Source organism: Sphingobacterium sp. UGAL515B_05, from assembly GCF_033097525.1.
Lineage (GTDB): Bacteria > Bacteroidota > Bacteroidia > Sphingobacteriales > Sphingobacteriaceae > Sphingobacterium.
Genome location: NZ_CP109907.1, coordinates 724,969 through 738,865 on the forward strand (window position 1 = coordinate 724,969; position 13,897 = coordinate 738,865).

A 13,897-nucleotide genomic window follows, 5' to 3' on the forward strand; every position below is an offset into this window, starting at 1 on the left:
TTCATTTAATTGATTAGTATTCCATTTCCCATCGGCCCTACGCCATATTGATAGACCAGTCTAGCCCCGTGATGTCCTGTGATAAATAGTGTCACCGATAAACTTATCAACAAAATCAATATCAAATAGTTTATCCAGGCACCTGTATCTTTCCGCATACTAACAAAATGCAGGACTGTTGTACTACTTGCAAGCCAAAAGCTGATCCAGGCAAAACGTTGGTGGATCTCAAAAACCGCAAAGGCACCTTCATCGGCATCGCCTGAAATATGGATTGCGGTCTGAATTGCAGCAAGCGCTCCAAGTGTTCCCAATAACAACAATCCAAAAGTCAGCACAGTGAAAGGACGTCGATGTTTTTTTAACAATAAGGCACCAATATGACTAATCAACGCCATCAACAAGAGTACAATCGGAAAATGCACCAATAGCGGATGTAAACCGGGCAGTCCTTCGAATAAGCTTTTCATTGTTTTATTGTATTGTTTCTACGATAGATCCACAGGTGGGCATTGATTGACCTAGATAAGGATTTTCAATTTTCTTTTGTGTGCTCAACCAATTGGCTCCTTTTCCATCACGATACATAGGACAGTGTTGATAATAGACCGTAACTTCAGGTTTGACAGATTTCATCAACACATACATATTTTTGGAAAGGGTCACAAAGTGCTCCCGCTGATGTTCATTTTCCTTAATTCCAGCGATATGTTCTGTATCGAAAGCCAATTTTCGTTGATATTCCTTCCAAAGCTTTCCTTGAACAGCATCCAATTGTTCGCTATTAACTTTTTCAATGGCGGCCTGGATTCCTTTCGCAGTTGCCTGTGCAGCCGCTCCATTATCCTTAACCAATGCATCTTTCAGTTCGAAATAGGCACTGTATAAGCCTGCAAAAGGATTGCTAGCTGTTTTTAGATTAACTTTCTCAGTGGATGATTCTATTTTTGCAGCCGTATTACTTACGCCGGCCGCCTCTTCTTTAGTCAAAGCGGTATCGCCTTTACCATTGTCTACAGCAATCGTCGCGGTATCCTCGGCAACAGCGACCATATGATCTGCATGTGTATTTTTCGATCTTGAATTGTTGCATGCAACGAATATCAAAGCTGTCGCCACAATTGGCATAAACTTTTTCATAATATAAGTGTATTTAGAGGTTTAAATTTTTAATGTAATTTCGATAGTTTGCTTCGTTTTCAAAATAGGAAACTTCACCCTGATCACCGGTAATTGCGATGGAAGCCGTCGCCTTATCCACTTCTTTTTTTGAAAAAGGATCAATGGCTACACGTACCGCAGCTTCTTGGGGTATACGCTTTTTACACATTTCACAGCAGCCATAATAATCCTTCCCCTCGTGTCTGACCAGCAATTGTTTTTTCCCCATAAAAGCATCATTCACCATACAAACTTGTGCTGTAGGCACAAGATCGCCTACCTTGTATTGAACGGACTGTACGGGCAAATTGATAGCAGGATCAGTCGAAACTATTCGATCTTCAGCTTGGGCATTCGTTTGTGAACCACCACAGGCCGTTAAAGACAACACAACAACCGATAGGATAGCTAGGAAATAATTCATAACGCAGCCGATTAGTTTAACGTTTCTACTGTACTTCCACAACTGATCATTTGTGCACCAAAGAATGGGTTTTTCACGGCATTCTCCTTACTTAACCAATGCGCTCCCTTGCCTTCATTAAACATGGGGCAATGCTGATAATAAATAGGCCCATCCACTTTACTCACCTTCAGAAGCTCATACAACGTATTTGAAAGAGATGCAAAAGCCACACGTTGCCTAGCCACATCTTTATTTTTAGTTATACCTGCCGCATCAGTTGCCAGCTTACCCATAACCTTCATCCATACCGTGTGTTCATCATGGCTAAGTTTATTCATATCGACAGCTTTGATTGCTGCTTGAAATGCCTCTGCCTGAGCTGCAGCTGCCACCGCATCTGTCTTCACCAAAGCATCCTTTAGCGCAAAATAAGGATTTGTCAACAGCGCAAACGCGGTCTTTTCATCGGCTGATTTTGTATTCGCCGAAGGTTGAATTATTGTATGTACGCCCTGGCTATGATTCGTATGATCGACCTGATGTTCAGTACCATTTTTTAATGCGGGTTTTAAGATTCGTTCATATTGTTCAGCTTTTGCCAATTGAATATAAGCATCATCTGGAGCCAGAAATTTTTCATTGTCGAACCCCGCCAATGCAATACGCTTAAGGACTTCATCCGCGCTTGTTTTTGAAGAGTCGTAGGTAACAACCGCTAGCTTGGTTGTCTGATTCCAGTCAACTTTAGCAAATTGTCCGTCCTTACCTTCTTTTTCAATGATCGTTTTAACAGCCGGTGTATTTCCAAAAACCTTTACAGTCGCTGTCTTTGCATTTTTAATTTGTGCATGTGTATGTTGGGTGGATAGTAATACTGGGATTACCAAACCAAGTAATGAAATTAATCTCATGATTATGATATGTAGTATATAAAAGAATACTGACGAAAAACCCTTCTACAGCGATTTACTGTATCTGCGTATTGAATCCGATAGATTCAAAGGGATTTTCATAAGCTAAATAAACGGGGTTTTGGATAGAGAAACCGATCCAAAAAGACATAGCATGGGCTATCAGTCTAACTTTAAGCGATCTGAGGAGGTTGCCAAATGGAAAAATAGGCATCTGCGCAATAAGGTTGTTTATAACGCGCATAAGCGTTTAATGCATCAGCATGCAAGGGTAAAATAAGCTGAGCTTCGATTACTGAAACAATAGGATTACATTGCAGGGAGGTACGACATGATTTTTCGCTACAATGTTTACCACAGTCATCCCCATGGTGATCTGATTTTGACAATTCAGCTCTTTCATCTTTACAACAATCTTCTGTTCCGACGTCTTTTACATGTTGTCTTTCATCAAGACAACATGATTTTTCTTCCTGTTTTGGCTTTTCGGACGATTCGTGGCAGGCAAATAACCTATGGGGTGCTAAAAAAAGCCCCAGCATACAGATTATAAATACGATATTGCGTTTTGCCCACATAACGGATTAAATTTGATAAGTAGAGATGTGCTACTTTGGAGGTAAATTTCGGTAGAATTTACGATTGTACAATTGTAATATTTCCTATTTTGTTTATAATATTTTGATTTGCTGTATTTCCGATTCTCGGCCTGACCACATAAAAACTATTTTTCGAGTCCTTTGATCCAGTTAAGCATCAACAGACAGCCCGGTGCATACACTCCTCCATGATCAAAACCCTGCAGTTGGTACAACGAGGTTTTGGTATGTCCAACCTGTTTTAAGATCGCCGCCAAATGTGCGTTTTCCTCAAACCGTGCGGCCATTTCCAATTGTTGATCGCCAGTGATCAGGAGAATTGGCGGTGCATCCTTCCGTGCAAAAGAAAGTGGTGCAAACTGATCAATCTGGGGGATCACCATAGATTGACCACGTTCCTTTTTAATTGTATAATGCGTATTTGTTTGCCCACTAATCGGCGCCAGCCCTTTTATATTATTTGCATCAACACCAAATTTTTGAAGGTAATGCTTATCCAAACCAACCATTAAAGCCAGGTATCCGCCTGCAGAATGCCCCGACACATAAATTTTTGAGGGATCTCCACCATAGCTGGCAATATGTGAAAATGTCCATGCAACAGCCTCAGCAGCATCTTCAATATAGCTCGGCGATTTCGCTTTGGGGCTTAGCCGATAATTTACCGCTACAACCGCTACACCTTTCTCTTTAAGTTCAAGTGGAATAAATTTATTTCCCTCCTCTAGTCCACCGCCATGAAACCATACAATGGTAGCAAAATTTTTACGGTCAGTCGGGATATAGATATCCAATTTACAACGTTCTTTCTTATAAGAATCTGGTTCATCAGGTTTACAATAGGCAACGTCGGTTGTCGTTTTATATTGCTGCGCAAAAATTAAACCCGGTGAAAACAGAAAAAAGAAGATAAAAAGCAATTTGGAGGACATATAAATCGTATTAAAGTGTTAAATAGCTTAAAGTTAACAAAACTCAATCAAAACCATCAGGTTGCATTAAAATAAGTTTCAACTTTACACTTTTTATTATATATTGATAATTATCTGACAACAGATATAACAAAACCCAAATTTTCCTGTTATTAACTTAGAAAACATCATACATTATATGGAACAGATAAAGATTGAAACCCATATCAACGTACGCGTAGAAACGATCTGGAATGCATATAACTCAGCCGAGGATATCATGCAATGGAACCATGCTTCAGACGATTGGCACTGTACAAGTTCAATCAATGATTTACGCATTGGCGGAAAGTTCAAAAACCGCATGGAGGCAAAAGACGGATCTATGGGCTTTGATTTTGAAGGCAGCTATACCGCACTTGAACCCTTTAAAAAAATAGCCTACGTTATGCCAGATGGCCGTCATGTAGAAGTCAACTTCAATGCAAAAAAGTCTGCTACAGATATCACGATAATTTTTGATGCAGAAACGGAAAATCCAATTGATATGCAGCGTAATGGATGGCAGGCCATACTCGAAAATTTCAGGTCCTACGTTGAAAACACCTATGCAACAACACAACTCGGGTAATCGAATGAATGACGAACGAACTTAGCTTGTCTTTTCATGCGATCATCTTTTAAATAAAGGATATGCTTAGGATTCTTAAAAGTATAGTTATATTTAGCCACTAATTCATCTTCCCTTCTCCATTAAAAGCGGGGAACGATACCAACAAAACGCGATAAAAAGATTACATATGACAATAATTAACAATTATGAAGAGTACAAAGCCTTTGAAGGAAAATCATTAGGCGAATCCCAATGGCATGTTATTGATCAAAAACAAATTAATCAATTTGCGGATGCAACACTTGACCACCAATGGATTCATTTAGATAGCGAAAAGGCCAAAACGGATAGTCCTTTCAAATCAACTATTGCCCATGGCTATCTGACCTTGTCCCTCATTCCTTATTTATGGAAACAAATTGCTGAAGTAAGAAATGTCAAAATGGAAATCAATTATGGGATTGAAAACCTACGTTTTGCACAACCCGTTTTGGTTGACAATGCTGTACAGCTACATACACAAGTAAAATCGGTGGTCAATCTAAGAGGGGTTGTTAAAGTTACCATTGAAGCTACATTGAAAATTAAAGACAGTGCTAAACCGGCTTACGTGGGTGATGTTATCTTTTTATATCATTTCAATTAATTCCAACATTAGACTATAGGCCATTAGCGAATTCTTATACATGCGCAATAGCTTTCAAATAAAACTTATTACAAATCATAAGGATTATCCTTATGATTTGTTGCTTTTAGCAGACGAAACCATTCATGCAATCGACAAATACCTCTACGAATCGATGGTTTATGTTGTCTATGAAATGGTAAAACCTATCGCTGTTTTCTGTTTATATCCGGTCAATACGGAAACATTAGAAATTAAAAACATCGCCGTATCACCAGAGTTTCAAGGCATGGGCCTCGGAAGTCAACTACTTGATTTTATCAAGGAGAACTACCAGCAATATCCGAACCTCATTGTGGGTACCGCAGATTGTGGTCTGGCTCAAATTCGTTTTTATGAACGAAATGGCTTTGTTAAATACGCTATCCGTAAAGATTTTTTCATCGAAAATTATGAGCGGCCTATTTATGAAAATGGTCAACTGTTGAAAGATATGATTATGCTGAAGTATACGTTAAATGCCTAAAGACAAAAATAAATATAGACAAGTACCGGTATTGATAATCCCAACCACAGCACTACTCCTTGTAGTATTGCTTTAAAACCTACTGCCAACAAAACCTCCCTAGACAAACTTGCTCCAATTAAAAACAAAGTTAAGGTAAGCCCCATCTTTGAAATAGGAACGACATAGCCTCCTATATGCTGAAAAAAAGGGATATAACTTGTTAAGATAACCGCCAATACAAATAGACCAATAAAATATGGTATTTTAATGCTCGTCCCTTTGGTCTTGAATGCTACAGCACTTAAACAGGCGATCGGAATAATCCATAAAGCTCTAGTTAATTTTACGGTTGTCGCGACCTGTAGTGCTTCATTACCATACTTACTTGCTGCACCAACGACAGAACTGGTATCCTGTATAGCAACCGCACACCATAAGCCAAATTGCGTCTGGCTGAGATCAAGCAAATGACCGACAACAGGAAATACAAATAAAGCAATGGCATTCAGTACAAATATGGTCCCTAGCGCCACACTTACTTGCTTCTCATTGGCTTTTATAGTCGGTGAAACCGCCGCAATGGCACTTCCACCACAAATGGCCGTGCCGACAGAAATCAAATAAGCGGTTATCTTTTCCAACTTGAACAATCTACCCAATAGATAGCCCAATGATAATGTTCCGAGAATAGAAATAACGGTTAACACAAACCCTTGCTTACCCGTTTGGATAGCCGTATCGATATTCATTCCAAAGCCAAGTCCAACGACAGAAATCTGTAACAAAATCTGTGTTGCCCTGTGATTGACTGCCAAAAAGGGATGACCGATCCATTGTGCCACAATAATACCCAAAAGTAAGGCAAGCGGGGCTGAAACAAATGGGGTAAGACATAATACAAATAAGAGGATAAAAATGATTTCCCGAACGGAGATCTTTCGATTGAGCAGCTGCTTATAACGAATTGTCGTATTTATTTTTTTGTCCATGACAATGATACATTGATTTGGCACAAAATTGAATAACTCTCAATTATTTTAAAAGACACAATTATAAATAAGTCATAACAATTAGTTATAATAAACAACTACATTTTAGTCAAAATAGCTAAAGAATACGTTATAAAAATGAAATAATCCTCATTGGTAGAACGTTAAAATATTGCGATAAATGACTATATTTCAAATAGGTTACTAAACATTTGGATTAAACTCAACTTAATAATTATATACCGATGAAACTGACAGCCGTTCATCCCAAACTGCCTATGCGCAGCAAAACCATCACAAAGAATTTTTATCTACATAAACTTGGATTTTCATTATGTGGACCAGTCGATTACGACGGTTACCTGATGCTAAAAAAGGACCATATTGAAATTCATTTTTTTGAATTCCAAGAACTTCCACCCGAAGAAAATTATGGTATGGTTTATATACGCACAGACGATATTGATTGTCTGTATCAATCTTTTCAAGAAAATAACGTTGAGATTCATCCGAATGGTAAACTTGAGATGAAGCCTTGGGGTCAGCGTGAGTTTTCGATTTTAGATCCCGACAGTAATCTACTAACTTTTGGCGCCGATGCTTAGACATCGAAAAGCCCACTAAAGATTGCTAAAACTCAGCGAAGATCCGTAGTGGGCTTGGTATTTTTTGTATGGGTACTTAGCCGAAAAGGTCTGAACTCAAATAACGATCACCTCGGTCACAGGCAATAAAGACAATAAGGCCTGCTTCGATTTCATTTGCAATTTTAAGTGCTCCGGCAAAAGCTCCGCCGGTACTCATTCCGGCAAAAACACCTTCGCGCTTGACAAGCTCGCGCGCAAACTCGGTTGCTTCCTGTTGGGATATATCGATGACACGATCTACCCTGCTCGGATCAAAAATCTTGGGCAGATACGCTTCGGGCCAACGCCGTATACCTGGTATCGAGGATTCCGGAGTAGGCTGGCAACCTACAATCTGAATAGCTGCATTTTTCTCCTTCAGATAGATGGAGTTTCCCATAATTGTACCTGTAGTGCCCATAGCGCTTACAAAATGTGTAATCTTTCCGTCTGTATCACGCCAGATCTCAGGTCCCGTTGTCTTGATATGCGCTTCGTAATTATCCGGATTTGCAAATTGATTCAATATAAAATAACCTTCTTTTTCGGCCTTTTCTTCTGCATAATCGCGGCATATTTCCATGGATTCCAATAAGGTAACTTTAGCACCATAAGCCTCCATCGTAAGTGTTCGCTCCCGTGTTGATGAAGCCGGCATCACAAGCTCAAGGTTAAGTCCATATATACCTGCAATCATAGCCAGTGCGATTCCGGTATTTCCACTCGTTGCCTCAATCAATTTGCTATCTTTTGTAATGTCACCGCGTTCCATCGCCGAGCGGATCATATTTAGTGCCGCACGATCTTTCACTGAACCAGCAGGATTATTCCCCTCCATTTTCGCAAATATCCGCACCTTGGCATTTGTATGAAATTGTGTTATCTCGACTAAGGGCGTATTTCCTATGGTATCTATGATATTTCCCATGGTATCTATATTATTGGTTTCGAATCTATAAATTTTGATGTGGCCTGATGATATACGGTGGTGTAAGGCTCTACAGAACTTGTCAACCAAACATTCCCGCCAATGACCGAATGATGGCCGATGTGTGTTTCACCGCCGAGGATTGTGGCCCCCGAATAGATAATGACATGATCACCGATTGTCGGGTGGCGTTTTACATTGGAAAACACCTTATCAACACTCAGTGCGCCCAAGGTTACACCCTGATAAAGCTTCACGTAATTACCAATGGTGCAGGTTTCACCGATGACTAATCCGGTGCCATGATCAATATGCAGATGATGGCCTATCGTTGCTCCGGGATGGATATCAATACCTGTTTTGGAATGAGCATGTTCCGTCAATATGCGCGGTATCAAAGGAACACCCAAGCGATGCAGTTCATTGGCCATCCGGAAGATACAGATGGCAAAGAAACCGGGATAAGTACGTACGACTTCTCTTTTATTCTGTGCTGCCGGATCCCCATCCATCAAGGCATCCGCATCCCAGCACATCAATTCATAAAGCTGTGGAATCCGTTCAAAAAATTTGTGCGCTACTTCCGAATGATTACAACTTTGACAAGCTTTGGATTTGCTCAGGAGCTGCTCGAGCTCTAATTCAAATTGCTCAAAAGCGAGCTTCACATCATCGACCGATTTCATCTCGCTAGAATTTCGTTCGGGGAAGAGCACATCCACAATTCGGATAGCCCAGCCGCAGATCTTCTTGTTAGAAGGCATTTCTAGAACAGCAAGTTGCTGTTCATAGATATGTTGATAAAAATCATGCATCTTCACTAGTTTATTACAACAAATATACTATACAATATTGATAGATTAAGCCTTATTATCAAAACTTAGTCCCGTTGACCATCACGTATTGTCCCCTGATCAAGCAAGCACATCTTTTAATTTACAGAACCAGACGCTCAAACAGCTCCTTCAATGTTGCTTCGGGGTCTTCACATAATCCGGGATGTGATGCCGAACATTGAATCAGGGTACTCCGCTTCGCGGTCAACCATCGAAAGCGTTCCGTGATATCCAGTGCAGCAAGTTTGCCGGCATCTTTTTCGCCGTGGCAGATTCGTTGGAAAGATGAAAGATGATTTTCGATCAATTCCAATTCGATATCCGGACACAGCAACCGTACCTTCTGTTCATTGACAAGATAAACCATCTTCGCAAAACGATACTTACGACAATAAAGAGCTACGCCTACATTGATAAATTCCTCTCGCTCCACCCGTGGTATCAAACGTACCACAGCATACTCATATACGGTCTTTTCTGGCATCTTCTATTTGTTTTACAAAAATGGATGAATTGGCTACACGCCGTTTCAGGAAAGAAACATACACTTCGCGCGCATCGGCTGCAGAGAGCTCACGTTCGGCATCTTCCAGCCATTCATCGGGTACCACCGCCAATATTCCGCGAAATACCGCCTCCGTAAAAACGGAACGGTATTCCTGATCTATTTTCTCCACCATACTTGCATTTTTGAGCAGTACGTGATCTTTAATCTGAACAAATGGTTTTAGGGATTGTTCTTCCCAATTATCCCAACTGTGATGAAAATATAAAGAAGCACCGTGGTCTATCAACCAAAGTTCTTTATGCCATATCAGCATATTTGTATTCCGCACGGTACGGTCTACATTCATCAAGAGTGAATCCAACCAAACAATTTTCGATGCTTCTTCCGCGCCGATAGCATCGACATTCGCGTCAAATGTGATGGCTCCGCTCAGAAAATGAAGTCCCAGGTTTTTGCCCACACTAAATTTGAGCAGATCCTGAATTTCTTCATCAGGTTCTGTACGGCCAAAGGATTCGTCCAACTCCGCAAATACAATTTCGGGCACTCTTAATTTGAGCAATCTTGCCAGCTCTCCCCCGATCAATTCCGCGATCAATGCTTTTCGTCCCTGACCTGCCCCTCTAAATTTTATAACATAACTAAAGCCGTCATCGGCATCGACTAATGCGGGTAAAGACCCGCCTTCCCGAAATGGCTGAACATATCGGATGATCTCTACTTCTCTAATAACAGGTTGTTGAAAATCCATGAATTTATAGTTTTACTATCTTCAAAGTTGGCAAGACACCTTGCAAACTGATCAAACTTATCTAAAGTTACCCATATTTAAACGTTTGGGGATATAGGAAACGAGAAATTCACGCCATGCACTTGCACGACGCTGTTGCCCCCTAGCCCCTGCGAACTTTTAATTGTGGTAATATCCAAAATTATTGTTTAAATTTTAGCAATAAAGCACAAATTGTACATTCATTTGACCGTTGGAAGTATTATTTTCTAATTATATTTGTAGTGTAATCACAACTTGTCTCATCAAGTTTCTTCAATCAACGATATGGATACCATTCAGGAATATAACAGTGTTATCAAACATTGTCAGGATTTATTTATTAAAAAAACAAAAGATTATGGAACGGCATGGCGGATCATGCGCCTATCTTCCATTACGGATCAGATTTACATTAAAGCACAACGTATACGCACGCTAGAAATCAAAAAGGTTTCCAAAGTGGGTGAAGGAATTGTTGACGAATATATCGGTATTATCAATTACTGTGTCATGGCCATGATTCAGATTGATTTGGGTGAAGATGGTGAAGAAAATTTGGATCCAACCTTTGTGAATCAAAAATATACAGAAAAGGTTACCGAGACCAGAGATCTCATGCTTGCCAAAAACCACGATTACGGTGAGGCATGGCGCGATATGCGTGTTTCTTCCATGACAGATCTGATCTTAATGAAAATACATCGCGTCAAACAAATTGAGGATAACGATGGACAAACCCTGGTCTCTGAAGGCATCCATGCCAACTATCAGGATATGCTCAATTACGCAGTTTTTGCATTAATTAAATTAGGAATCGCACAACAATAATCGGATTATGACAGCTATACAGCAGCAGCGTACCAAAACAAATTATCTTTTAGGATTTTGCCGGATTTTTACGGGACTTCTTTTCATATTCTCAGGTTTTATTAAAGCAAATGACCCGACAGGGTTTGGCTATAAGCTTCAGGAATACTTTGAGGTCTTTCATCTCACAGCTTTTAATGAATACGCTACTGCCATCGCTGTGGTAATCTGTGGTTTTGAAATTTTGTTAGGAGCACTGTTATTACTGGGGGTCTATGCGAATACCGTTGCCTGGGGCCTGCTTCTACTGATTCTATTTTTCACTTTTCTAACCTTCTATTCGGCATTTTTTGAGGTTGTGACCTCTTGTGGCTGTTTTGGGGATGCCATCCCACTTACACCTTGGCAATCATTTTCTAAAGATCTGGTGCTCTTGGCGTTGATCCTTATTATATTTTTTAACCGAAAGCAATTACGATCAATTATCAAAGGATCAGGCAATCAATTCGTTGCTACTGTGATTACAGCGATTATCTCTTTAGGTATCGGTATCTATACCGTAAACTACCTCCCGTTTATTGATTTCTTACCCTACAAAGTTGGTAACAACTTACCTTCATTAATGGTGCTTCCTGAAGGCAAACAGGGCGATTTGTTTGAGCAAATCTATACCATGAAAAACAAAAAGACGGGTGAAACAAAAAAGGTCAATGACAAGGTCTATATGGCTGACAAGCTATGGGAAGATGAATCGTGGGAAATTATAGGTGAACCCGAGAGTAAATTGGTCAAAAAGGGATATGATATTCCTATTCCTGATCTATTGATTACGGATGCCGACGGAGCAGACCATACGCAAGAAATCATTGCTAATCCGTATTACAATCTTGTTATCGTTGCAAAGGATCTTTCTTCGGCCAATATTGATGCTATCCAAAAGATCAATCAGACAGCCATCCAATTAACAAAAGATTATAATGGGCTTCGGGTTGTGCTATTGACTGCTTCGGCATCCAAAGATGCCCAATATCTGAGCGATAAAATGCAATTAATTGCGGAGATATTCTATGCCGATCTCATTCCTCTAAAAAGCATGGTCAGGGCAAATCCTGGTGTATTGCTCCTAAAAGGAGGTAACGTCGTCGGAAAATGGCACTATAATAACTTTCCGGATGCCAAAACCATTGAAGATAAATTTCTAAGTAAAGACAAATAGTACCTATGCCTAAACCTATATTTTTGATTGGTTATATGGGAAGTGGAAAAACTACCCTGGGTAAGAAACTTGCCACTAAACTCGAACTCCCTTTTATCGACACAGATGAGGAGATCGTAAAACAAATTGGCATGAGCATTACCGAATATTTTAGTCAACATGGTGAAGACGCATTCCGGGCATTAGAACGCGAGCAATTGCGTAAATTTTCTGAGAATGCTGCCGTCATATCTACCGGTGGTGGTGCCCCCTGTTTCTTTGACAACATGGAATGGATCAGGGCGAATGGATATGCCGTCTATTTACAGATGTCACCCAAAGCACTTTTTGACCGTCTTTCTCAATCTAAACTACACAAAAGGCCCATTCTAATCGGAAAATCACCTGAGGAACTACGGCTATTTATCGAAGAGAAGTTGATCGAAAGAGAACCTTATTATACGCAGGCACATCTGACAATCGACCAATTAAATACCAGTGTCGAGGCACTGGCCGATCTGATTAATCAGCACAATAGATAGACAATGAATATACGTATACGCCACTACTTCCTTTTATTGATCTGCTTTATCGTAAGCAGTTGCTTTCGTAACGGAGCCAATACGGATGGCTTGCCAGTGGGTAAACGTATACAGCTCCAAAATGTGGAGGAATTATATCAGTTTTTGACCTATGACGATAATCGTTATCCATTGGTCAGTTTGCATCGTGGTGGCCCCGCATCTGGATACCCCGAAAATGCAATCGAAACTTTTTCCTATAACGCGAGCTTGCAGCCAGTCCTTGTTGAATGTGATGTTCGCATCAGTAAAGACTCAGCGCTGATATTAATGCATGACAATACGCTAAACCGAACAACCACCGGCAGAGGGCCTGTGAACGCCAGCAGTTTGACTGAACTCAAAAAGCTTCGTCTATTGGACAATAACAAAAAGATGACGCCCTATAGGATCCCCACGCTGGAAGAAGCACTTTCTTGGGGAAAAGGAAAGGTAATCTTCACCTTAGACATTAAAAATGATGTCCCTTATGAAGCCGTTATCAATGCTATTCGCAAACAAAGGGCAGAATCTAGCGTAGTCATCATCACGTATAGTGCCAACCAGGCGGCCAAAGTGCACAGTCTGGCTAGCGACATCATGATTTCGGCCTCAGTCAATAACCTGGATGACCTTGCTCGTCTAAATGAAAAAGATATCCCCGACAATCGCTTGTTAGCCTTCGTCGGAACCCGTGAAGCAGACCCAGCATTGACCAAAGTACTACATGACCATGGAATCATGTGCATATTGGGTACACTGGGAAACTTAGACAGACAGGCCGACAAAAAAGGCTTTCAAGTTTATGCCGGATTTATTGATCGCGGTGCAGATATATTAAGTACAGATCGACCTACAGAGGCAGGGCGAGCGCTGAATTTCTACATCAAGAAAAGAGGAATTACGTCGAAATTTATTCAGTAAGATTCCTGGACTTGTGCC

19 protein-coding genes are annotated in these 13,897 nt (G+C 40.4%); 8 read left to right on the forward strand and 11 right to left on the reverse strand.

The window, feature by feature from the left end; genetic code table 11:
- Window positions 1-5: 5 nt before the first annotated feature.
- The 6 genes from OK025_RS02820 to OK025_RS02845 all read right to left on the reverse strand — a co-directional run bounded on the left by OK025_RS02820 (window position 6) and on the right by OK025_RS02845 (window position 4,009).
- Window positions 6-470 (reverse strand): DUF2231 domain-containing protein, encoded by a 465-nt coding sequence (locus OK025_RS02820; protein WP_317668269.1) that lies wholly within the window; start codon window positions 468-470, stop codon window positions 6-8.
- Window positions 471-474: 4 nt separating this feature from the next.
- On the reverse strand, window positions 475-1,140 hold the full coding sequence (locus OK025_RS02825; protein ID WP_317668270.1) for a DUF3347 domain-containing protein: 666 nt from the start codon (window positions 1,138-1,140) through the stop codon (window positions 475-477).
- Window positions 1,141-1,153: 13 nt separating this feature from the next.
- Window positions 1,154-1,585, reverse strand: a complete 432-nt coding sequence (locus tag OK025_RS02830) for a hypothetical protein (protein ID WP_120335294.1) — start codon at window positions 1,583-1,585, stop codon at window positions 1,154-1,156.
- 11 nt (window positions 1,586-1,596) lie between these two features.
- Complete coding sequence (locus OK025_RS02835) at window positions 1,597-2,478, reverse strand: DUF3347 domain-containing protein (RefSeq protein ID WP_317668271.1); 882 nt, start codon at window positions 2,476-2,478, stop codon at window positions 1,597-1,599.
- Between the two features lie 173 nt (window positions 2,479-2,651).
- Window positions 2,652-3,056 (reverse strand): hypothetical protein, encoded by a 405-nt coding sequence (locus tag OK025_RS02840; protein WP_317668272.1) that lies wholly within the window; start codon window positions 3,054-3,056, stop codon window positions 2,652-2,654.
- Window positions 3,057-3,202: 146 nt separating this feature from the next.
- Entirely contained in the window at window positions 3,203-4,009 is an 807-nt protein-coding gene (locus OK025_RS02845) for an alpha/beta hydrolase (protein WP_317668273.1), read from the reverse strand.
- A gap of 178 nt (window positions 4,010-4,187) precedes the next feature.
- Between OK025_RS02845 and OK025_RS02850 the strand changes: the two genes are divergently transcribed.
- The 3 genes from OK025_RS02850 to OK025_RS02860 all read left to right on the forward strand — a co-directional run bounded on the left by OK025_RS02850 (window position 4,188) and on the right by OK025_RS02860 (window position 5,752).
- On the forward strand, window positions 4,188-4,619 hold the full coding sequence (locus OK025_RS02850; protein ID WP_075991220.1) for an SRPBCC domain-containing protein: 432 nt from the start codon (window positions 4,188-4,190) through the stop codon (window positions 4,617-4,619).
- Between the two features lie 169 nt (window positions 4,620-4,788).
- A complete protein-coding gene (locus OK025_RS02855) occupies window positions 4,789-5,247 on the forward strand; it encodes a MaoC family dehydratase (RefSeq protein WP_046673910.1) in 459 nt (152 codons plus the stop codon).
- 40 nt (window positions 5,248-5,287) lie between these two features.
- Entirely contained in the window at window positions 5,288-5,752 is a 465-nt protein-coding gene (locus tag OK025_RS02860; RefSeq protein WP_317668274.1) for a GNAT family N-acetyltransferase, read from the forward strand.
- Here OK025_RS02860 and OK025_RS02865 read toward each other — a convergent pair.
- The gene (locus OK025_RS02865; protein ID WP_317668275.1) at window positions 5,749-6,723 is read right to left on the reverse strand and encodes a YeiH family protein; all 975 of its coding nucleotides are present in this window, start codon (window positions 6,721-6,723) and stop codon (window positions 5,749-5,751) included. The genes OK025_RS02860 and OK025_RS02865 overlap by 4 nt on opposite strands.
- 245 nt (window positions 6,724-6,968) lie before the next feature.
- Between OK025_RS02865 and OK025_RS02870 the strand changes: the two genes are divergently transcribed.
- Entirely contained in the window at window positions 6,969-7,328 is a 360-nt protein-coding gene (locus tag OK025_RS02870; RefSeq protein WP_317668276.1) for a VOC family protein, read from the forward strand.
- A gap of 76 nt (window positions 7,329-7,404) precedes the next feature.
- Here the strand turns inward: OK025_RS02870 and cysM are convergent, their stop codons facing one another.
- The 4 genes from cysM to OK025_RS02890 form a co-directional block, all read right to left on the reverse strand.
- Entirely contained in the window at window positions 7,405-8,277 is an 873-nt protein-coding gene (gene cysM, locus OK025_RS02875) for a cysteine synthase CysM (RefSeq protein WP_317668277.1), read from the reverse strand.
- 5 nt (window positions 8,278-8,282) lie between these two features.
- A complete protein-coding gene (locus OK025_RS02880) occupies window positions 8,283-9,092 on the reverse strand; it encodes a serine O-acetyltransferase (RefSeq protein ID WP_075991214.1) in 810 nt (269 codons plus the stop codon).
- Between the two features lie 121 nt (window positions 9,093-9,213).
- Window positions 9,214-9,597: a DUF3037 domain-containing protein gene (locus tag OK025_RS02885; protein ID WP_317668278.1), complete on the reverse strand. Its 384-nt coding sequence runs from the start codon at window positions 9,595-9,597 to the stop codon at window positions 9,214-9,216.
- Window positions 9,575-10,372 (reverse strand): HipA family kinase, encoded by a 798-nt coding sequence (locus OK025_RS02890; RefSeq protein WP_182982878.1) that lies wholly within the window; start codon window positions 10,370-10,372, stop codon window positions 9,575-9,577. The genes OK025_RS02885 and OK025_RS02890 overlap by 23 nt, the downstream gene beginning before the upstream one ends.
- Before the next feature lie 306 nt (window positions 10,373-10,678).
- Here OK025_RS02890 and OK025_RS02895 point away from each other — a divergent pair, with 306 nt between their 5' ends.
- The 4 genes from OK025_RS02895 to OK025_RS02910 are packed head-to-tail and all read left to right on the forward strand — an operon-like array spanning window position 10,679 to window position 13,879.
- The gene (locus OK025_RS02895) at window positions 10,679-11,221 is read left to right on the forward strand and encodes a DUF1599 domain-containing protein (protein ID WP_088163452.1); all 543 of its coding nucleotides are present in this window, start codon (window positions 10,679-10,681) and stop codon (window positions 11,219-11,221) included.
- A gap of 7 nt (window positions 11,222-11,228) precedes the next feature.
- The gene (locus tag OK025_RS02900; RefSeq protein WP_201666103.1) at window positions 11,229-12,416 is read left to right on the forward strand and encodes a BT_3928 family protein; all 1,188 of its coding nucleotides are present in this window, start codon (window positions 11,229-11,231) and stop codon (window positions 12,414-12,416) included.
- A 5-nt stretch (window positions 12,417-12,421) separates the two neighbouring features.
- Entirely contained in the window at window positions 12,422-12,937 is a 516-nt protein-coding gene (locus tag OK025_RS02905) for a shikimate kinase (RefSeq protein WP_088160356.1), read from the forward strand.
- 3 nt (window positions 12,938-12,940) lie between these two features.
- Complete coding sequence (locus tag OK025_RS02910; RefSeq protein WP_317668279.1) at window positions 12,941-13,879, forward strand: glycerophosphodiester phosphodiesterase family protein; 939 nt, start codon at window positions 12,941-12,943, stop codon at window positions 13,877-13,879.
- Window positions 13,880-13,897 lie beyond the last annotated feature (18 nt).